We start from the raw sequence: 22,097 nt of genomic DNA, 5'->3' as shown, positions 1-22,097 counted from the left end.
TTTTACGTATATAATTTTGAAGAATCTCGCTGTAAATAAAGGAAGAAATCACTCATGACATCGGAAAACGACGCGAAACGCCCGACCCAGGATCCGGGCCAGCCGCCGGAAAAAAGTAAAAGCCCGCTGGCCGCCATCAACGACTCAGCCGTGGCGCAGAAGGCGAATCAGGCGTTAAAAACCGTCACCGGAACAGCAGAAAAAGTTCAGAGAAACCCGATTATTGCGCACCTGCTGCGCGCAACCGAACGTTTTAACGACAGAATGGGAAACCAGTTCGGCGCCGCCATCACCTACTTCTCGTTTCTGTCGATGATCCCGATTCTGATGGTCTCCTTCGCCGCCGCCGGTTTTGTGCTGGCCTGGCACCCGACGCTGCTGCAGGATATTTTCGATAAAATCCTGCTGAATGTCAGCGACCCCACGCTGGCCGCCACGCTGAAAAACACCATTAATACCGCCATCCAGCAACGCACCGCCGTTGGCCTGGTCGGTCTGCTGGTCGCGCTCTATTCCGGTATTAACTGGATGGGCAACCTGCGGGAGGCGATTCGCGCCCAGTCGCGCGACGTCTGGGAGCGAGCGCCGCAGGACCAGGAAAAGATCTGGATGAAATACTTCCGCGATTTTATCTCGTTGATCGGCCTGCTGGTGGCGCTGGTGGTGACGTTATCGATAACCTCCGTCGCCGGTTCCGCGCAGCAGATGATCATCTCCGCGCTCTATCTCGATAATATTGAGTGGTTAAAACCGGCCTGGCGGCTGATCGGCCTTGCTATCTCCATCTTCGCCAACTATTTGCTGTTTTTCTGGATCTTCTGGCGTCTGCCGCGCCACCGCCCGCGGCGCAAGGCGCTGATTCGCGGCACCCTGATTGCGGCTATCGGTTTTGAAATCATAAAAATGATCATGACCTGGACGCTGCCCGCGCTGGTGAAATCGCCTTCCGGCGCCGCCTTTGGCTCCGTATTAGGCCTGATGGCCTTCTTCTATTTCTTCGCCCGCCTGACGCTGTTCTGCGCGGCGTGGATCGCCACGGCCGACTACAAAGATGACCGTCGGATGCCGGGCAAAGCCCACGATTGACGCCCTTTCGGGCTGAAGAGAGGTACAAAATTCAGCCCGAATCATCATTTCAGCAGATAAATCCAACGTGTAACTTTTATTTAACTCAAAACTGGTTTTATCTACTATTTTTTTATTTATGTGAAGCATTTCATAGAAGTTATTTTTCCGGCACACAAATTATCCGCTTTTTGGCCATTTTTTCACCGACAGCGCCCTCTGTTACAGATTGAAATGTCCCTTTTGCTGTGGCTATATGACCTTTCGTTCGCTAAAAAATAAGAAAGATCTATGCAAGCCACAGCCACCACACTCGACAAGCCGCAGGAAACCGCTCCGGTTAACTCGCGCAATAAAGTCGTCGTCGCCTCCCTCATCGGCACCGCCATTGAGTTCTTCGACTTTTATATCTATGCCACCGCCGCGGTGATCGTCTTCCCGCATATTTTCTTCCCGCAAGGTGACCCGGCCGCAGCTACGCTACAGTCGCTGGCGACGTTTGCCATTGCCTTTATCGCCCGTCCGATTGGCTCTGCGCTATTTGGCCACTTCGGCGATCGCGTTGGCCGTAAGGTCACGCTGGTCGCTTCGCTGCTGACCATGGGGATCTCCACGGTGGTTATCGGCCTGCTGCCCGGCTACGAGAGCATTGGTATTCTTGCACCGATGCTGCTGGCGCTGGCGCGCTTCGGCCAGGGTCTGGGACTGGGCGGCGAATGGGGCGGTGCGGCGCTGCTGGCGACCGAAAACGCCCCTCCGCGCAAACGCGCGCTGTACGGCTCTTTCCCGCAGCTCGGTGCGCCTATCGGCTTCTTCTTCGCCAACGGCACCTTCCTGCTGCTCTCCTGGCTGCTGACCGACCAGCAGTTTATGGCATGGGGCTGGCGCGTACCGTTTATCTTCTCCGCTGTGCTGGTGATTATCGGGCTGTATGTGCGTGTGTCGCTGCACGAGACGCCGGTGTTCGCCAAAATCGCCGCCGCGAAGAAACAGGTTAAAATTCCGCTGGGAACTCTGCTGACCAGGCATGTGCGCGTCACCGTTCTGGGCACCTTTATCATGCTGGCAACCTATACCCTGTTCTATATCATGACCGTCTACTCCATGACGTTCAGTACCGGCACCGCGCCGGTGGGTCTCGGCCTGCCGCGGAACGAAGTGCTGTGGATGCTGATGATGGCGGTGATTGGCTTCGGCGTGATGGTGCCGGTGGCGGGCCTGCTGGCCGACGCGTTTGGTCGTCGTAAGAGCATGATCGTGATTACCTCGATGATCATCCTCTTCGCGCTGTTTGCTTTCAAACCACTGCTGGGCTCCGGTCAGCCGGTGCTCGTCTTTGCCTTCCTGCTGTTGGGCCTGAGCCTGATGGGGCTGACCTTCGGCCCGATGGGAGCGCTGCTGCCGGAGCTGTTTCCGACGGAAGTTCGCTACACCGGCGCCTCGTTCTCGTATAACGTTTCGTCGATTCTCGGCGCCTCCGTCGCACCGTATATTGCCGCCTGGCTACAGGGCAACTATGGTCTGATGGCGGTCGGCCTCTACCTCGCGGCCATGGCCGGGCTGACGCTGATTGCGCTGCTGTTGACCCACGAAACGCGCCATCAGTCGCTGTAATCCCTTACTGCCCGGCGCGCCGCGCCGGGCACGCGTCCTCCGTCCGCTTACTTTTTCATCTGCGATAAAATCGCCCGGCACTGATTGGCATCCCCTTCCGCAGGCGATACCAACGCCAGCAGGGCCGCCGCCGGCGTGACTAATGTCGCCAGCGCCGCCGCTACCGCGCCGCGCGCAATCAACGGCCCCGCCTTCACCCCGGCATTCGGCGATTGAAAGGTCCCGCGCACGTACAGCGGAGAACGTAGGGTAATAATACGCAGCCCCTTACTCTCCGGATCAATGGTCAGATCGAGCTGTTCCGAAGCAAAGCTGGCGGTACCGGTCACGTTAATCAGCGCATTTTCGGTATCAAAGGCAAAAATCTGCGGCCGCGCCACGCCGTTAGTTACATTGATGTTTGCCGCCGCGCAGTTCACCCGGACCTCATCATCACCAAATATCTGCCCGATAACGTAGTTACCCACGTTCAGGCCGAGGATTTCCATCAGGTTGCGGCTAATCAGACCGTCGTTCATCAGCAGCTTGAGATTCCCGTTGCTGTTGCCCAACAGCGCCGCCACCGAATTACCGCTCCCGCGTAGCTGTACGTCGCCATTCATCTCCCCGAGCGTCTTCTGCATCATCTCGACTTTCGGCATCAGGGCCTTCAGCTTCAGACGCCGCGCCTGCAGGTTGGCTTCCCCCTGCAGCGGTTTCTTATTGCCCTGCAGATGGAGGCTGCCGGCAATGGTGCCGTTCGCCAGACCAAAGCGCAGCGGCTGCAGACGCAGGTCACCTCGTTGCAGGATCACATGGGTAGAAAGGTCGCTAATCGGCAAGCTGCCGCCGTGCTCAATTCGCCCGCCTTTAAAGCGCACATCGGCGTCCATCAGCTGCCATTTATCGGTGTCAAAGCGATCGTAGGGCAGCACTTTCCCGGCAGGCTGCGCTGAGGCCGTGCCTTTACGTTGCTCGCCTCCGGCGGCTTTTGTGCTCGCATTCACGCCAATGAGCGGGCCGAGATCCGCCAGCCGTAGCTGTCGTGAAGCAACATCGCCCTCCAGCTTCGGCCGCGGTTTGCCGGTGCTGTAGGTCAAGGAACCGTGGATATCACTCTCGCCAATCCGCCCGTTAAAATCACGATAGGCGAAACGTGCGCCTTGCGGATCCTGAAAAGTGGCCCGCAGATGGCCGTCGGTCGAGAAGGCCGGCGTATCCGGGAGCACGACGCCGGTCAGGTCGTACAGGTCCCGCAGCGACGCCCCGGAGAACTTCAGGCGCAGATCCACGCCCCCGAGATTGAGGGGATCGCTGACCGTGCCGCTAAAGGCGACCCGGGTATTTCCGGAGCGAAAGTCCCCCTGCAGCGGGAACGGCTCCCCCTCGCTGCGCAGCGCCAGCATGCCGCCGATTTTACCGCTGCCCTGCAGCGGCTGCCCGTTATAGGTCCCCTTCGCCTGCAGACCAAAAATATAGTCTCCGGCTTTTTCCGCCCCCTCTTTGCCCTTCTCGCCGCTCACCTCGCTGAAGGGCAGCGGCTTGCCGAGGGGATCGACCAGGATCGTGATATCCGCGCGCGTCACCTTGTCATCAATGGCGATCCGTCCGCGATCGAACAGAATATTATCCAGGCGGAAAGACCAGCCGGAAGAGGCGGAGTGCTCAGTAGACGCGGTGTCGGAGGCCAGCGTAAAGGTCCAGTTATTATTTTTTTCCGACAGCCGAATCAGGCGGGCATCGGGCTGTTCCAGCTTAATCCACGGCAGATAAACGGTTCTGGTAAGCAGCGCCAGCGGCGCCAGGGTGGCTTCAACTCGCGGCAGATGCACCATAGTGACCTGAGGGATCGCCGGCGGGTTGCCGAGAACAATATCTTCGGCATGGACGTGCGGCCAGGGGATCCAGCGCCGCCAGCCGCGCTCGCCAGGCTGGCGCTCCCAGACAACGCCGAGGTCGCCGCGAATCGCAAACGGACGATTCAGCTCGGCTGAGACCTTCTGGTTGATCGTCGGTTTCAGGCGATTCCAGTCAAAGGTCGCCAGCACGATGAAAAACAGAACGATCGCTACAAGTATCGTTCCCGAGATAATGGCAATCGTTTTACGGGTTCTGGTCATCCCCTCTCCGCTCCTTTTGCGTCTCGTCAGTCCTGAATATAGTTGAAAAGCACATCTTTCTCTGACAAATGCGCTTTTCGTCACATTCCACGCGTCAGGTCAAAAAAATAATGGAACATTGTTTTAATATAATTGACCATAAAAACGGCGCGGCGCACACTGGCGCGCATTCGATTCCATCTCAGGTCATGATTATGTCTAAAAAAATTGCCGTCATTGGCGAATGTATGATTGAGCTGTCAGAGAAAAACGCGGCGGTAAACCGCGGATTTGGCGGCGATACCTTAAACACTTCCGTCTATATTGCGCGCCAGACCGATGCCAGCGCACTTGCCGTCCACTACGTTACCGCGCTCGGTACGGATGGATTCAGTCAGCAGATGCTGGACGCCTGGCAGCAGGAGAATGTCCACACCAACCTGATTCAGCGTATGGCCGACCGCTTACCCGGGCTGTACTACATCGAAACCGACGATACCGGCGAGCGCACCTTTTATTACTGGCGTAACGAGGCGGCGGCAAAATTCTGGCTGGAGAGCGGGCAGGCAGCCGCAATCTGCGAAGAGCTGGCCACCTTTGACTATCTCTATCTCAGCGGAATCAGCCTGGCCATCCTCAGCCCGACCAGCCGCGACAAGCTGCTGACGCTGCTGCGCAAATGCCGCGCTAACGGCGGGAAGGTCATTTTTGATAATAACTACCGCCCGCGCCTGTGGGGCAGCCAGGAAGAGACTCGCGAGGTCTATCAACAAATGCTGGCCTGCACCGATATCGCCTTCCTGACGCTGGATGACGAAGATGCGCTGTGGGGTGAAAAGCCGGTCGATGAAGTGATTGCCCGTACTCATGCCGCAGGCGTGCAAGAGGTGGTGGTGAAGCGCGGCGCGGATTCATGCCTGGTGGCGATCGCCGGCCAGCCGCTGCTGGACGTACCGGCCGTGAAACTGGCAAAAGAGTGCGTAGTGGATACCACCGCGGCAGGCGATTCGTTTAGCGCCGGCTATCTGGCGGTGCGTCTGACCGGCGGTGATGCGGAGTCTGCCGCCAGACGCGGCCACCTGACGGCCAGCACGGTCATTCAGTATCGTGGGGCGATTATCCCGCGCGACGCGATGCCGCAGTAATCCCGGAAAGAGCGTTACGCTTCAGCCCGGGAACTCCCGGGCTGTGGCTGCATTACTGCGCTGAGGGGATATCCGAGGCATCGTTATGCACGTCAGCTGCGCCGCCGCTGGTTGCCGCAGCCGGGGCTGGCATCATCAGCCTTTCCCATGTCGCCTTCAGATCCTTCATATTGTATTCCGGCTCACCCTGCGGTTGCTGCAGTACCAGCGCCATATCCTGCGACAGCTGCTGGCGCAGATACTGGTTCAGCATATCCACGGTCAGAGAGTCCAGAAACTCCTGACGCAGCTTCTGATACTGCTCCGGCGCGATGTCCACCACCTGGTTTTGCAACGAACGGATACGCTGGCTAATCAGAATATCGGTATCGGTGCGCGCGTAGGTGGCGAACAGCTTTTGCAGCTCCAGATTTTTCTGCGCAATCAGCGCATCAAACTCTTCTTCCGGCAAGCCGTTATCGCGTACCTTCGCCAGTTCGCGGGAGACGGCGGTCAGGTTTGCGTTGAGTTTGTTGCCCGGTGATTCAATATTAATGGCGCACTGAGCACGCTGATACAGCACCCGGCAGTCAAAGCCGAGGTTAACGTCTTTCGCGTTGCTCCTGCTCAGGCTCTGTTGCACATGCCAGAACAGCGCCTCACGCGCCAGATCGTCACGCCAGTAGCGCTGCAGAGCCACCGAGTCGCGAATCGGCTGCCACGGGGAATCCCACATGATCGACAGCTTATCCTGACGCACCGTCCTGGTCATGATGCTCACCGGTGTCGTCGGGAGCGGCGCCAGCGTCGGCACCGCCGCCGGCGTTTCGCGTTTGCCCTTCAGCTCGCCAAAGGTCTTGTTGATCTGCTCCGCCACGCTGCGGCTATCGACGTTCCCCACCACGATCAGCGTCATGGCATCCGGGGTATACCATTTCTGATAGAACGCCTTCAGCTGGGCAATATCGACCGGTTTTTTCAGCGGGGCGCCTGGATCATGTCCCAGCATCGTGGAACCTTTCAGGCGATAGCGCCACCAGCCATCTTTCGTGTCCAGCGGCCAGGTCGCCACCATGTCATCTCCCTGCAGGGCATGATTCACCGACTCTGGCGTCACGACCAGCTTTCCGCTGGCATCCGACAGCCAGCTCAACGCCTCTTTCAGCAGATCGTTGCGGTTATTCGGCAGGCTGAGATTAAACATGGTGTAGTTATACGAGACAAGCGCGGGCGGCATCGGACGATTGGGGTCAATGCTTTGCTGCCATAGCGAACGCGCCTGCATTGTCGGCAGACTGCCGCTCTGCGTCAGCGCCAGACGAGGAATAAAGTGGCTAAAGCCGCTCTGCTGAGTGCTTTCGCTCAGCGAGCCAATATTTACGAACAGACGGACTTCAATACGATCGCTAGGGCGCTGCGGCGTGGCTAAAACCTGCCACTGAAGTCCATTAGCGAGAGTCCCCTGTTGCCAGGCCGGGTCCGGCTGGAGCGCTTCTGCTTGCACATAACCGGCTGCTGCCATCATCAGCAAACCACCCGTTAACAGTCGAATTTTTGTGCCCTGCATGTGAACCCCTGATGAACATTCCTGGTTACAAAAGCAACCCGCGCACGGGCTGCCAAAAAATATGGTGAACGAAGTACGTCGGTTAGACCACGCGGAGATGAAAATGTCGCACGGAGACGTAAAATAATCATTTCGTATCATTCCCCTGCGGCGGGGAATGATACCTAATTATGCGCAGGAGCCCGGAGTCCAGCAAGGACAACGGGCCTAACAGAAGGATTTAAGAGGATAATTCGTGCGATTTGTTGGTCGGCTCGCGATTATTCAGGACATCATCCAGCTGCTTGCTGTCCAGTTCTTTCACCCATTTTGCCACCACGATAGTCGCCACACCGTTGCCCACCAGGTTGGTCAACGCGCGTGCTTCAGACATAAAGCGGTCAATCCCGAGGATTAGCGCCAGACCGGCGACCGGTAAATGCCCGACCGCAGAAATCGTTGCCGCCAGAACGATAAAGCCGCTCCCGGTCACCCCCGCCGCTCCTTTTGAGGAGAGCAACAGCACGACCAGCAGGGTAATCTGGTGGAAAATATCCATATGGCTGTTCGTCGCCTGGGCAATAAACACCGCCGCCATCGTCAGATAGATCGAGGTCCCGTCAAGGTTAAAAGAGTAGCCGGTTGGAATCACCAGCCCCACGACCGATTTACGACAGCCCAGCTTCTCCATCTTGTCCAGCATACGCGGCAGCGCCGATTCGGACGAAGAGGTCCCAAGGACAATCAGCAGCTCTTCACGGATGTAGCGGATGAACTTGAAAATGCTAAACCCGGTCACGCGGGCAATCGAACCCAGTACCACCACCACGAACAGGATACAGGTGATATAGAAACAGACGATCAGCTGGCCCAGTTGCACCAGGGTGCCGACACCGTATTTCCCGATGGTGAAGGCCATGGCCCCGAAAGCACCGATTGGCGCAAGGCGCATAATCATATTGATGATGCCGAAGATCACCTGCGAGAAACTTTCGATGACGTTAAAAATGAGCTGGCCTTTGCTCCCGAGACGATGCAGCGCAAAGCCAAACAGCACGGCAAACATCAGTACCTGAAGGATATTGCCGCTGGCAAAGGCGCCGATGACGCTGCCGGGGATAATATCCAGCAGGAAGGCGACAATGCCCTGTTCTTTCGCCTGCTCGGCGTAGACCGCTACAGCATGGGCATCCAGGGTCGCCGGGTCGACGTTCATTCCGGCGCCGGGTTGCACCACGTTAACAATAATCAGGCCGATAATCAGCGCAGCGGTACTGACCACTTCGAAATAGAGTAGCGCCACCGCACCGGTACGGCCGACGGCTTTCATACTTTCCATCCCGGCAATGCCGGTCACAACCGTACAGAAAATAACCGGCGCGATAACCATTTTTATCAGTTTAACGAAGGCATCGCCGAGAGGTTTCATCTGCGCGCCCAGTTCCGGGTAGAAATGGCCCAGCAGAATACCGATCGCAATGGCCGACAAAACCTGCACATAGAGGCTTTTGAAGAGAGAGGTTTTCATAGGGTGTCCTTTGGGTAAAACCACAGACCTTGAAGGGGTATAGGCTGTCTGTGGCTTAAAAGTAACACCAGGGAAACATTTCAGAAATAACTAACCGCAAAAATGCAACGGAATTGTTAAAAACTTTGAGCTGACACGCACAAGTTCACCACCCGCGTTACAAGCTTGCACCCCCTTCATTCTTGCCGCGCAAGAACTGCGTCATAAAGGCCTCCTGCGACAAAGCGCAACCAAACAGGAACCCCTGAACAACATCCACACCGGCCGCCTGCAACCAGTGATACTGCGCTTCTTTTTCCACTCCTTCCGCCACGATGCGCAGATTAAGGCCGCGTGCCAGCTGGATAATCGCCGGAACCATGCTGGTATCCTCGGGCAGCATATCGATAAAGGCTTTATCGATTTTCAGGATATCGACCGGCAGCGATTTCATATGCTGGAGCTGACGCAGCCCGGCGTAGCCCATCCCGAAATCATCCAGCGCAATCCGCACGCCCGCCTCACGCAGCGGACGCAGCAGCGACACCACCGTCTGCGGGTCGTCCAGATGACGGCTTTCCGTAATCTCCAGCACCAGCGTCCCAGGCGCGATGCGATAGCGATCCAGTAATGTCAGCATCTCGGTACCGCGATCGTGGTGCAGCAGCTGCAGCAGCGAAACGTTCACCGACAGCGGCAACATGATGCCCAGGCTTTGCCATGCGGCCAGCTGGCGGCAGGCTTCTTCCATCACCCAGTAACCCACCGGCACCATCAGCCCACAGGCTTCAATGCGTTCAATCAGATCCGTAGGGAGCGACCAGCTTCCGTCGGGCTGGCGTTGTCGCAGCAGCACTTCCGCTCCGCAGACCTCACCGCTGGCGGCATCAACCTGTGGCTGGAGCCAGATAGCGAACTGATGATTATCCAGCGCGGTAAGGATGTCGTGTTCTTCCATCAGCCGACGCTGGGCTTTTTCCATCTGGGCCGGATCGAAGAATTCAATCTGGTTTTTACCTTTATGCCGCGCGGCGATAGCGGCAGAAAATGCCCGACGATAGAGCTGTTCCGCGCTCAGTTCGCCGTTAAACATCGCAATACCCACGCTGGCGCAGGGGCGCAGTTGAATACCCTGCAGCGGCAGCCGTTCATTTATGACAGTGAGCACTTGCTTACTTAATGTCACCGCGTGCCACGGCTCGCTCATTCCGTGGGCCAGAATGGCGAAGTCATAGCCGCTAATCTGAGCCAGCACCATCCGCGGCGGGATGATCCCCCGCAGCTTCTCCACCAGCGTCAGCAGCAGGATCTCGCGCTGGGTCTCTTTCAGTACTCCCGCGGTGTCCTGCAATGTTTCACAGGCGATAACCAGCAAAGCTGAGCTTTGCGGCCGGGCGACGGTCTGCTCCAGCAGGGCCATCAAAAAGGCCTTATTCGGCAGCTCGGATACCGGGAAGCGGGTGGACTGTAAGGTCAGCTCATCGTGCTGACGCAGCAGGGTCTGCTGGTTTCGGTTATAGCTGCGCACCAGCAGGCCGATTTCATCATCATGGTGCAGACGCGGCAGCGTCAGCTGGTGCCCGAGCCGGTCCTGCGGCGCAACATCATTGAGCTCACGAGCCAGCTTACGCAGCGGACGGACGATCAGACGGTTGATACACCATGTGATAGCCACCGTCAGAATAAGCACCAGCAAGAAGTAAGCAGTCACTAACGTAGAAAGTACGCTCATGACGAATTTGTAGGTCTGCCAGGAGTCGGCCTGCAGCACCAGATAGGCTATCGGCTGCGGGTTGGCTGGCCTCTCCAGGGAGTAAATCGGCAGGGAGATCTGTACCGGGAGTTCGAAAACGCGGGTCACCATCACCGGTACCGGACGCTCCGGGATAAACCGCATCCGCAGCGCCTGAAATTGATTGGGCAACACCACATCCGCCCGGCTGACAATACCAGCAGGCTGGATACGCCCCAGAATGGCTTCCGCCTCGGGGATATCCGCTTTCAGGATAGCCGCCGACAGGGGTTCGCGAACGGAACGAGCGATACTTTCTAATTGCGTGGCCGTAATGAAGCGACTCTGTTGCACAAAGTGAAACAGCAAAATAGAACAAAATACCAATACAAACGCCATGGACACGCCCGCGACCATCGCCATCTGTTTAATTGTAAGTGAGCGGCTGACGCGCAACTGGGTTCTCCACTGATACTTAACACCTACCCGGTTTCATTCCATCAAAACCGGTCGTTTTCAGGCTGATTATATACTTAAATCCTTCGCCCACGTCCGCAAGGGGTGACGCGACGTCTGCGGGTTATTTTCCCGGATTGCCGCTGCCCCCTTACCGGAGCCAGGCGACAGCATGGGTCTCTCTCCCCGATAAGCGTAGCGCCACCGAGGGAAAGACGGCCAGAATGAACAAAGACGGGCGAAGTTTGACGAGTATACGCGAACCGGCGGCTGGAGTGACGCCCGATCGCGTAATTCAGGCTATTCTGCTACCAGTCCGCGTAGGGTACCAGCGGCTGCGGCGGCATATCCATATCACCCTGCCAGCCGGCGGCCGAATAGCGCACGTAGAGCAGCGCATGGCTCGGGGTATAATCCTTCGCCTGTTGAATATCCACCGCCGCCCCCACGAACCAGTTGCCGGTAACTCGTCGCTCAACCAGCGCCCGGGCGGTGTAACCAAAGCCCTGACTGCTGCTGCCTTGCTCCGTCAACTGACTGGCATCGGCCCGATAGTCTGAGGGAATCAAATTCAGCAGCGGGTAGCGCGGCATGGTTTTGGTACGCGAGTGCGACCAGGAGACGGATCCCCCCAGTTCCCATGACCAGTTTTCCGTCCGCTGCCGCCAGGTGACCGGTACCGCGAACGAGATATACTCCTGCGGGCTATAGTAGCCGCCCTGGCCGAGGGTATAGCCGCTCAGGTCTTTGTCATAGTGCCAGAGCATATTGTTCAGGCCCACCGTGACGCGGCGGTTATCTTCATTGATGACTTTATAGTAGTAACCGGTCATCCAGCGCACGCGCCAGTTGTCGGCCACGTTTTTTCCCGTGAGTTGATCGACGCCCAACGAAGACCAGACGCCGTTGGCCTCGCCCTTATCGTAGCTCATGCTCACGCCGCCGCCGTCAGCCCGGACGCCGCCCCAGGTTGTCCCGGTATGGCTGCTGCTGTCTTTCTGTCCGCCAAAGGCAAGCAGCGAGCTGGAAATCGGCCGGCGATGCATATTGAGGGTGTAGCCGATCGGCCCGAGATCGTTGCTGTAGCTCAGGCCGCCTACCACATCCACCACGTTAAAGCCCATCGGAGTGGTACCGATATCCGCGCTCCAGGTCTCGTTCTTCCAGCCCACCGCAACGCTGGCGCCACCGTCGGTCTGGTTTTTGCTACCGCTGGTGCAGGCAATTTCACCGCAGGTCCCCCAGTTTGGCGAATAGCTACCGTCGCTGTTCGTTGAGAAGCTGCCGGCATCCATATTGACCAGGTCGGTACGGAAGAACATGCGTCCGTCGGCGAGCGGCGCATCCACATGCAGCATCGTGGTGTGCGCTTTGAGATCGGAATAACCGCCGGTGCCGCTGGATCCCCAGAAATCATGCTCCAGGGTGACGTTAAGATCCTGCTGGCGATAGAGATCCGCGGCGTCGCTGCGGATCCCGCGCTTCAGCCAGTCATCGCTGCTGTCGTTGCGGGTCAGGCGGGTAAAGGCATCGTTATCCTGCGGGCGGACCGGGGTCACGCCAGAAGCCACCATGGCATCTTTATAACTCTCCAGCGCCATCTGCGGCTGGCCGTTCTGGGTCTGGAACCGGGCCGCATCGCGCAGCACCAGCGCACTTTCCATTGACGGAGGCTGCGCTTTCGCCTGCGGGATAATACGGTTAAAAATCTGCTGTGCCTGGGCTGTATCGCCAAACCCCGCATTCGCCAGGGCCACCCGCCGCTGCATATTGATGGAATCGGTCTCTCCGCCTTTCAGCTGGCTGACCTGCGCGCGCGCGGCATTTTTATCGCCTTCGGCAAGATAGACTTCCGCCAGTCCCAGACGGGCATCACCGTTGTCGGCCTCCTGACTCAGCACCGCGTTGTACTGCGCAATCGCCGTCTGGCTATCGCCGCGCTGCTGCGCCCAGTCCGCAAGCGTAAGCTGGTAGCGAACCAACGGCGGCTGCTGTTGAATGAGGGCGATAGCCTGTGTTTCCCGGCCGCTGTCGCGCAGCTGGTTAGCCTGGCGTATCACCTTATCGCTCTGTAAGCGCGCATCCAGCTCACGAATGTTATCCGTCCACTGGCCGCGCGGCAGAGTAGCGAGCTGCGCCAGCGCCAGATCGTCCTGATTATTGCCGGATAAATAGAGACCCCAGGCATAAACCCGCTCGGCATCCCCCGGCTTACGGCTGACCATATTACGCATCAGCGTATCGGCCTCCGCCTGTTCGCCTGCGCTGACTAAATCACGGGATAAACGATAGGTAATCCACACGCTATCCGGGTCAAGCGCCAGACGCCGACGCTGGACCTCCGCCGCCTGCGCCCAGTTGCTTTGGCTCTCCAGCGCTTCGGCTTGTTTTTCCAGTCGTTCATTGGTCAGGCTGCGCTCGATATCATCAATGCTGCGCCGCTGGGCAGGCGACAGACTGGCGATATAGGCGCTGGCTTTTTCCGGCGATTGCGCACGATAAAGATTAGCCAACCCGCGAACCGCCAGGTTGTTGCCGCGATCCATCCGCAGGGTACGCTGATAATAGCGCTCCGCTGCCGCATTATCTTTGCGCGCTGCCGCCACATCCCCCAGCCCAAGCACCGCATAGCTATCGCTACTGTCGACCCGCTGAGCCTGCGCATAATAGTTTTGTGCCCGATCCAGCTCGCCGGCCTTCAGCGCATTATCGCCCTGCTTGATCAACAACCAGTAGCGGTTCGTCTGTAGCAGGCTGTCCCATTTATCGCGATTCGGGCTTTTCGGATCCATCGCGATCGCTTTGTTCAGCTGTGCGACGGCACGGGCTCTGTCGCCACGCTGCGAATAGGCCTGGCCCAGCGCGCCCACGGCGTCGCTGTCCCTGGCATCGGCCCGCACGGCCTGCTGTAAATTGGCCACGGCCTGGGCGGGGTTGTCATTTTTGACCGCCGCCAGTCCTTCGGAACGCACGCGAAATGCCGGATCCTGAAGCTGCGCCTGCTGCTGAGCCAGCAACACGCGAGCATTCGCTGCCGATTCACCGGTGGTGAACAGGACCAGAAAACGCTGCAGTTGCTGCACGCTGGCCCGGCTGACCGGTATATCTTTGATTTCGCTAAGCCACATATCGGCCGCAGCGCCGCGACCGGCGGCCGAACGCGACATTTGTTCTAAATAGGCAAACCCTTCCGCCGGTTTATCGTCAGCAAACATCTGTTTGGCCAACGCCGCCTGCAGGTCGGCATTGCCCGGGGAGCTAGCATCCAGCTTCTTCAGCTGAGCAACGGCTTCTTTATGTCGCGCCGGGAGGCGCGCCACCAGCGCCCAGTATTCAATCGCGAGGGTCTGATCGGGCGGCACGCCGCCGAACAATTTTTCAAAGGCGGCCACCCCCTCTTCTACACGTCCCGACACTCCCAGCAGGCGCGCCTGCTGCAGCTCCTGCCTCCCGTCGCCGGTGTTGAGGTTCATTTCGCTACGGGAGGATTTCAGTTCTGCGGAATCGGGGGCCAGTTTTGCCAGCCTGTCGAGCTGTTTTTTGGCGCCGTCGGTGTCGCCCTGGCGCAGCAGGTAACGCATTCGCGCGGCAATTAATTGCGGATTATTCGGGTCAATCAGCTCCAGGCGATAGAGGGATTGCTTAACCAGATCTTCACGATGGCTCGCTTCGCCCAGCCGGACCTGCTCCAGCAGATGCTCCTGGGCAGGGGTTGTCGCCGCCTGCGCCAGCGGCAGCAGGGCGATCCCGAGAGACAAGGTGATAATACTTAATCTGAACTTACGCATTCCTGGTCCCAGTCAGGTCGTAATTCGCCACCCGCAGTGAAACGAAAACGATGTTGATCCCATCCCTGGCCAAAAAGCGTCAGGACCGCACTATAGTAGGCATCGGCGCCCGGATAGTGGTCTGCGACGCGCTGGCGCTGTATCGCCCGGGCGTCGTCATTTTGTAAAAACGGCAGCATCGACGCTGAAAATCCGACTGGGCCGTTGCCGGTCGTTTTCCCGGTTGCGATATTCGCTTTTTCCGGCGGTACGCCCTGGCGAATCGTCTGCGCTTCCATCGGTTTAAAACGCGCCAGCAGTCGCGCTTTCTGTTTATCCCCATCATCCAGCATCCCGACCCACAGATAGACGCGAATCGCGTCGTAGCTGCCGATTATCGGTTTGTCCGCATTCAGCTGCCAGCCTTGTCCTTTTTCGTAACGCACCCAGTCAGGAGAAAAACCTTTGGGCGCCGTCTCCAGCAGAAAACGCAGGTTGCTGTCGCGCAGTTTCGGCCACGGGGCGCCAAACCGGCTGAAGTAGCTGGCAAGCTGTGGCGGAAGGTAGCTGGGGTTAAAGCGCCAGCCTTTATCGTCGACAAAGCCAACTTTACCGGGGAGCACCATCGGTCCGAAACCCGGCACATCCGTCACTTCTTCATCGGCGATACGTGACAAGAGCGCCTTGCCCACCTCGGTGTACTGCGGCATCTGCCACAACCGCCCGGCTTCCAGCAGCGACCAGGCTATCCATAAATCGGAGTCGGACGCGGAGTTGCTGTCCAGCAGCGTCCACTCCTCATCGCTCTTTTTGCCCCACAGCCAGCCCGGCAGGTGCGCACGCAGATCGCCCGCCGCCAGGTTGTTCTGGGTCCACTGGAACAGCTTGCCGAAAGCGTCGCGATCGTTTGCCGCCAGCGCGAAGAACAAGGCGTAGCTTTGCCCTTCGGAGGTGGTGATTTTTCGCGAATCGGCGGGATCAACCACCCGCCCTTCGGTACTCACATACTCTTTTTTAAATTGCTCCCAGGCCGGCCACTGGCAGGCGGCGCTTACCTGTGCCGCCGCCAGCATCAGAACCGACAGGATGACTCCGCGAATCGGGTTCATCATCGCTTACTCATCATCAAGGTGGAGACGACGACGGCTGACAATACGCAGCATGCGCCACAGCACCCAGGCCAGAAGCACAATGCTCACCGCAGCCAGAATGGCCAGCAGCACCGGGTGGCTGGACAGCGCAAACCAGATTCGCTCAAACCACGGCAGGTGTCCGACATAATAGACGTCGCCCACCCGCAGGCTGTTCACTCCGGATTCACGAATCACCGCAGCGGAACCAAACATCGCCGCCCGCTTGCCGCTGTCGTTCAGCGCACCGTTCAACAGCTCGTTACCGCGTGGGCTGTCCGCCAGCAGCGCCACGACGCTGCGTTGATCGTAATACGGCGACTGGAAGCTGATAATGGCCGCCATTGGCCCGGAGGAGGTGATATCCGTGCGCGTATTGGGCGTTCTGGCCTCATCATCCGGATAGATGCTCGGCAGATCGTAATGGCGCATCGGCATCTTCACCCAGCTCTTTGTCGCATCGACCAGCAGGCTAATTTTGGTCTCATCTTTCAGCGCTGGCGGAATCGCGCCAATCAACAGCAGGTCGGCGTCTTTATCCTTAATTTTGCTGCCATCATCGGTGACCTGCACATTGATAGCCGCCAGACCAGTCTGCGCGCCGATACCGCCAACGGATTCCAGCAGCGTCGCCACCTGACCCTCAGTCGGTGCGGATGGCACTACAATCAGCGTGTCAGCAAGATCGGCCATCCGGCTATACGGGAAGCCCGCATTGGCAAACACGCGCAGATCCGGCATGGCAATAAAGTGGTAATACTTCGAGAAGTCGATGGTTGAATCGTCACCAATCACCACGTGGTTCTGTACCGGCTGGAAGGTAATACAGTTATCGATAGAGCCGCCCGGCATCGGGTTCATGTACTGGAAATCAAAACGCAGCTGGTTCATCGCCCCGAGGCGCAGCGCCGGGATACTGACGTTCGTCTTACCATCCAGCAGCCCCTGCAGTACCGGCAGACGCAATATCAATTTATTCACGTCCTGAGAGCTGTTCAGGCTGAAGGATTGCAGGAACTGGTCGTTGAGGCTGATATCCATGCGCGAACTGTCTTTGATCGGCGGCATGGTGTAGCGATAGTTCAGCCTCATGTCGATGCCGTTGGCACGCAGCAAATAGAGATCCGGCGGCAGACTCAGCGCCACGTTAATGGAATCCGGCACCAGACCGCTGGACTGCAGCTGCTGTTCGTAGGTTTTCAATTCGCCGAAGGTGACTTCACGATCGGTACGCACCCAGTTCGGCGCATCATAGGGTTTGCGCGCCTGCAGCTCTTTGACGTCGTCGACCACGACGCTGCTGCCGCGGAACAGAATATTGCCCTGCGCAATCCCCCTCGCGGCCAGCAGCAGGTCTTTGTCATCGCGCCCAAAGACCACCAGCAGCTTGACGTAAGGGTTGTCCGGATGGTTAATCATTTCGATGGTCGGCGCCTTCACCGGCGGATGTTCACGCAGGAAGTCCGGGCGCTTATCGTTGGTCGCAAACACGATGGCGTTGCGATCCGGCAGTTTGTTAAACAGTACCGGGAACGCCTGGCCGCGCCAACCGGCTTTGCTGCCGAACCAGGAGGCCACAATCGCCGCCGCCTGCTGCTGCTGCGCATCCGGTGAGGAGGCGAAAACCATCGGCAGCGTCAGCGAACGGTTGTCCCGGGGATCGTAGAACGGCACCGGGAAATGGGACAGATCGTTACGCACCGCCAGCGCCTGATAGGTCAGGTCCAGGTTACTGTCACGCCCGACGTCCAGCCATAACGTACTGCTGGCCGGGTTCTCACACACATCGCGATAATGGCCGACGAACACCAGACGCACGCGGTTAAAGTCGGTGATATACAGGGGATCGATAGGGATCTGCGCGCTGACTTTTTTACCCAGCTGCTCTTTGGTAACCGGCAGGACGCCCATCAGCTCATCATTGAGGTACACCTTCAGCTGCGACTGCACCGGCAGCAGCGAAGGGGACGGCGTATAGTCGAGATTCAGCAGGGCTTTCGTCACGACCTCATCGCTGCGCATACCAAACTCTACCGAGCCGTCGGGATGCGCCCCGCGCAGTATCATACTGCCCGGAGCCGGGGCGATACTGGCGAAAGAGAGCTTCACGTCGCGGGACGGAACATTCTCCATGACCACCGCAGGCGCCGGCGGCGCGGCAAGGGTTGCCGTCGGCTGGCTGTCGGCAATGACCGGGGCCGGAGCCGTCAGGCCCCCGGCTAGCGGGTCCGTCGCCGCAGGCGCTGGCGCCGCAGCCACGGCTGTCGCCGGCGCCGCAAAAGAGGCGAAGGATGACCAACCAGCCATTCCCACTGCCACTGCACAAATCAAGGAGAGTTTTCTTTTCATCGCATTATCATCATTGTTGAGCCATTTCTGGTTCTGAAGAGAGTATCGCCGCGGCACGTTCAGGCCGACGGGGAACAAACGAGACTATCCAGGCAACCAGCATGGTGAGCGAGCGGAAAATAACCTTCACCGACGGCGGCGAGAACTCCGCCAGGTGACGATATCCACGGAACCCCAGCTTCAGGATATCCAGCAGGCTTTCCATCGGTTTATCTTCCGGGAAGCTATCCTGCCAAAGCGCCCACGTATCAGCACGGGCAAACGTACACTGTACAAAATCAATATGTTGTTGATTGGTCAACGGCATCAGCTGCAAACCGACTTCGCTGCCATTCACGCGCGCAACCCGGACCGGGAAGGCATATTCCTGCTGTCCGCGTTTGAGCAGCAGATTCACCTTTTGCCCTTCCAGCACCTGCGCCTTACCGTGAATTTTTATCCCCAGCCCGCCATCGGAATAGTCATGTACGGTACAGGAGAACAGGTGGCCATCTTCGCGCGCAATTGCCGCCGGCATGCTCATTTCGACGCGATGCGAGCGACGGACCTGTTTACTTTCCACCGACACCGCCACCGCGCCGCCAAGGATAATCAGGTTATAGAACACCCAGACGATGCTGACCCAAACGGTCAGGATCTCATTTTCCGGGCCGTAGAGGTGACGCCAGATCCCCGCCGCCACGCCCACCAGGTTCAGCAGCACCAGATAGATATAGGGACGGGAAATGACCCAGTCGACATATTCGTCTTCCACCAGTCCCCCTTTCGCCGTCACGTTGAACTTCCCTTTATGCGGGTTAATCAGCGCGACAAAGGTCGGTGGCGCGATATACCAGGCCAGCGTCGTTTCGTAGATTTCGCTCCAGAAAGAGTGGCGATATTTGCCCTGAATCTTCGAGTTCGTCAGGCTCGCATGAATCATATGCGGCAAGACGAAGAGCGCGATCATCAGCGCCGGCGCATAGATGATATAGGCGTGCAGCAGTAAAAATGCCAACGGCGCGACGAGGAAAATCAGCCGGGGAATGCCGGATAAAAAGTGCATCATCGCATTGACGTAACAGAGCCGCTGCGCAAACTTAAGCCCTTTACCAAACAAGGGGTTATCGAGGCGGAATATCTGCACCATGCCACGCGCCCAGCGAATACGCTGGCCAATATGCGCCGAAAGGCTTTCGGTCGCCAGGCCCGCGGCCTGCGGAATACGCATATAGGCGGACGTGTAGCCGCGACGGTGCAGACGCAGGGAGGTGTGGGCATCCTCGGTCACCGTTTCCACAGCGATACCGCCAATCTCATCCAGCGGGGCACGACGAATGACCGCGCAGGATCCGCAGAAGAAGGTGGCGTCCCACATATCGTTACCATCCTGCACCAGACCGTAAAACAGGGTCCCCTCGTTCGGCGTTTTCCTGAAACGTCCCAGGTTGCGTTCAAACGGGTCGGGTGAGAAGAAATGGTGCGGCGTCTGCATCATCGCCAGCTCTTTCTCTTTCAGGAACCACCCCATGGTCATCTGCAGGAAGGAGCGTGTCGGCACGTGGTCGCAGTCGAAGATCGACACAAATTCGCCTTTGGCGTACTTCAGCGCGTTGTTGATATTCCCGGCTTTGGCATGCTCGTGGGTGGTGCGGGCGATGTAATGCACGCCGACGTCTTTGGCGAACTGACGAAACTCTTCGCGCCCGCCGTCATCGAGGATCCAGATATTGAGCTTATCTTTCGGCCAGTCGATACCTTGCGAGGCATAAATGGTGTTTTTCACCACGTTAAGATCTTCGTTGTAGGTGGGAACGAAAATATCCACCGTCGGCCATTCGGCCATATCTTTAGGTAACGGAACCGGCTGGCGATTCAATGGCCATATCACCTGGAAATAGCCCAGCACCAGCACCAGCCAGGCATAGGTTTCAGCAAACAGCAGCACAATGCCGCACACCAGGCTGACAGGATCGTCCCAGTTCAGCGTCGAGGTATAGCGCCACCAGATGTAGCGGCAGGAGACGGTCAGCGAGAGGACAATCAGCATCAGGGCCGAAAAACGGCCGGGAATACGGCGTACCAGCAGCGCCACGCCCCACAGCAACATCAGGAAAATAAACTGTGAAAGCGGGTTAAAGGGCTGGGTAATACACAGCAGCGACAGCACCAGCGAGAAAGTGACGACCACGCCAAGAATCGCCTTGCGCAGTTTCGGACTGACGTGCGCCAGCTCTTTGTGTTTATTCAGATGGGCTGTGCGGCTGTTCGTCCGTTCGGGAAGCGTATCCAGCCACTGGGTATAGCGCCCGTGAACCCCTTTGATGGCGGCAAACGAACGCCAGTTCGCCTTTTTATCCGCCCCGGGTACATGCGTCACCAGCAGCCACAGGGACTGCAGCAGATAGCGCAGCGGATCCAGCAGCCGCGGGCGATGGGGATTAATATGCGGGAAGTAGTCATGATGGTTGTTCAGAATCGCCTGCCAGCGCGGTGTTTCCAGCGGCATCAGCGCCCAGACCAATGACGCCCACAGGCAGCCCAGCGATGCGGACAGCCACGATGCGCCGTGGCGGCGATAATCGCTGTAGCGTTCGCTCAGACGTTCCGCGACCGGCGGCGCCAGTAGCAGGGTACTCAGGCGCATCATTGCGCCCCCTTGCCGGAATAGTGCAGCAAACACCAGTTGGCGAGGGTCAGGATCTCTTCGGCGGCCAGCGAATCAGAACGATATTCCCCGAGCGGCTGCTTCGCCGCCAGACACTCCGCCATCGCCTCATCACGATGGACCGTGACCGGCAAAATACGGCGCTGGCTCTCCAGCCACAGCTGGTATAAATCTTCCTGTAGCTGGCTACCGACGCGCAGATCGTTAATCAGAATATCGCCTTTTGCCGGCAGCGCCTGTTGATGCAGGCGAATATGGCTGTTGCCGTCCGGATGCACCACCACCAGCGTGCGATCGCAGGCGCTAAGCAGTGAACGCGTCAGCGGGGAATAACCTTCCGGTAAATCCAGCAGCAGCCAGCGATGATCGCCCTGCTGCTCCAGCTTCTCCACCATGCCGACAAAAGATTCCAGCATTGGATAGAGCTTATCAACGTTCTCTCTTTCACCGGGCGAAAGCAGACCAAAAGGCAAAATATCAATATGCGAGGTATAACGGATGCCGGCGTCGCGCCAGTCGCCTCCGTCAATTAACGAACGTGCCCAACCGTCGCGATGCGTCGCATCAACGTTGAAAAAATAGCGCAGCATATTATCCGGGCTGGCGTCGATCGCCAGAACCGTTTCCCCGAGGAGCTGTAATGCCCAGGCGAGCGCGGCGGTAATCGACGTGGTGCCCACGCCACCGCGGATACCCTGTAATCCAAGAATAGCCATCGACGGCGTCCTTACTTTTTCTCTGCGAGTTCCGCCAATAGTGGCCAGCGTTTCAGCGCCGCGGCTAACTGCTCGCGCCGGGAAATGTCGTGGTAATCAATTTCGGGCAGGGAAAATGCCCGGCTTAACGCCAGGAAATCATTTTGAAAGGTATAACCCAGCGTTGCATCTGAGGGTACTGAAGGCTCTTTTCCCGGCATTTCGCTGTCCATTCAAAAAAACACATAAATAAAACCCGATGTATAATAGGCTCAGTCTTAACTCACCTATATATGCTAAAACTGATACCCTTTAAATTCAATGTTAGGTTTACTCTGACGCTTTCGCTAGTAAACTGATCCAGTATGAATCAGGGCTGACGAGGAA

The 22,097-nt window shown here is 58.0% G+C and carries 13 protein-coding genes; 3 read left to right on the top strand and 10 right to left on the bottom strand.

All coding sequences use genetic code 11. From position 1 onward, the window contains the following. Positions 1-54 precede the first annotated feature (54 nt). Together yhjD and OQV00_RS01270 are read left to right on the top strand one after the other, a co-directional pair. Entirely contained in the window at positions 55-1,086 is a 1,032-nt protein-coding gene (yhjD, locus tag OQV00_RS01275) for an inner membrane protein YhjD (RefSeq protein WP_004868703.1), read from the top strand. Between the two features lie 270 nt (positions 1,087-1,356). After that, the gene (locus OQV00_RS01270) at positions 1,357-2,679 is read left to right on the top strand and encodes an MFS transporter (RefSeq protein WP_266279717.1); all 1,323 of its coding nucleotides are present in this window, start codon (positions 1,357-1,359) and stop codon (positions 2,677-2,679) included. Positions 2,680-2,726: 47 nt separating this feature from the next. Here OQV00_RS01270 and OQV00_RS01265 read toward each other — a convergent pair whose 3' ends face one another. Further along, on the bottom strand, positions 2,727-4,778 hold the full coding sequence (locus OQV00_RS01265; RefSeq protein WP_075808165.1) for an AsmA family protein: 2,052 nt from the start codon (positions 4,776-4,778) through the stop codon (positions 2,727-2,729). Positions 4,779-4,972: 194 nt separating this feature from the next. On the opposite strand from OQV00_RS01265, the gene kdgK reads away from it, so the two are divergent. Continuing rightward, positions 4,973-5,902, top strand: coding sequence for a 2-dehydro-3-deoxygluconokinase (gene kdgK / locus OQV00_RS01260; protein WP_183114476.1), 930 nt, complete (start codon positions 4,973-4,975; stop codon positions 5,900-5,902). 52 nt (positions 5,903-5,954) lie between these two features. On the opposite strand, the gene OQV00_RS01255 is transcribed toward kdgK, so the two are convergent. The 9 genes from OQV00_RS01255 to bcsR form a co-directional block, all read right to left on the bottom strand. Beyond that, positions 5,955-7,448, bottom strand: coding sequence for a M16 family metallopeptidase (locus OQV00_RS01255; protein WP_004868711.1), 1,494 nt, complete (start codon positions 7,446-7,448; stop codon positions 5,955-5,957). Between the two features lie 220 nt (positions 7,449-7,668). Further along, complete coding sequence (locus tag OQV00_RS01250; protein ID WP_004868713.1) at positions 7,669-8,955, bottom strand: dicarboxylate/amino acid:cation symporter; 1,287 nt, start codon at positions 8,953-8,955, stop codon at positions 7,669-7,671. 157 nt (positions 8,956-9,112) lie between these two features. Then, a complete protein-coding gene (gene hmsP, locus OQV00_RS01245; protein ID WP_004868715.1) occupies positions 9,113-11,122 on the bottom strand; it encodes a biofilm formation regulator HmsP in 2,010 nt (669 codons plus the stop codon). A 308-nt stretch (positions 11,123-11,430) separates the two neighbouring features. Further along, positions 11,431-14,910 carry a cellulose synthase complex outer membrane protein BcsC gene (bcsC, locus tag OQV00_RS01240; RefSeq protein WP_143959078.1) on the bottom strand — a complete coding sequence of 1,160 codons (3,480 nt, stop codon included), beginning with the start codon at positions 14,908-14,910 and terminating at the stop codon, positions 11,431-11,433. Next, complete coding sequence (gene bcsZ / locus OQV00_RS01235; RefSeq protein WP_004868720.1) at positions 14,892-16,001, bottom strand: cellulose synthase complex periplasmic endoglucanase BcsZ; 1,110 nt, start codon at positions 15,999-16,001, stop codon at positions 14,892-14,894. The genes bcsC and bcsZ overlap by 19 nt, the downstream gene beginning before the upstream one ends. A gap of 3 nt (positions 16,002-16,004) precedes the next feature. Then, complete coding sequence (gene bcsB / locus OQV00_RS01230; RefSeq protein WP_032718368.1) at positions 16,005-18,368, bottom strand: cellulose biosynthesis cyclic di-GMP-binding regulatory protein BcsB; 2,364 nt, start codon at positions 18,366-18,368, stop codon at positions 16,005-16,007. A 10-nt stretch (positions 18,369-18,378) separates the two neighbouring features. Continuing rightward, a complete protein-coding gene (gene bcsA, locus OQV00_RS01225; RefSeq protein WP_004868725.1) occupies positions 18,379-20,997 on the bottom strand; it encodes a UDP-forming cellulose synthase catalytic subunit in 2,619 nt (872 codons plus the stop codon). After that, positions 20,994-21,731, bottom strand: coding sequence for a cellulose biosynthesis protein BcsQ (gene bcsQ, locus OQV00_RS01220; RefSeq protein ID WP_004868727.1), 738 nt, complete (start codon positions 21,729-21,731; stop codon positions 20,994-20,996). Before bcsQ ends, bcsA begins: the two co-directional genes overlap by 4 nt. A gap of 11 nt (positions 21,732-21,742) precedes the next feature. After that, a complete protein-coding gene (gene bcsR / locus OQV00_RS01215) occupies positions 21,743-21,931 on the bottom strand; it encodes a cellulose biosynthesis protein BcsR (RefSeq protein ID WP_004868728.1) in 189 nt (62 codons plus the stop codon). Positions 21,932-22,097 lie beyond the last annotated feature (166 nt).

Origin of the sequence: Klebsiella sp. DY2415 (assembly GCF_026314315.1) — a bacterium.
Lineage (GTDB): Bacteria > Pseudomonadota > Gammaproteobacteria > Enterobacterales > Enterobacteriaceae > Klebsiella > Klebsiella ornithinolytica.
Note: the sequence above shows the minus strand (reverse complement) of the source record. Positions and strands in the feature narration are given on the sequence as shown.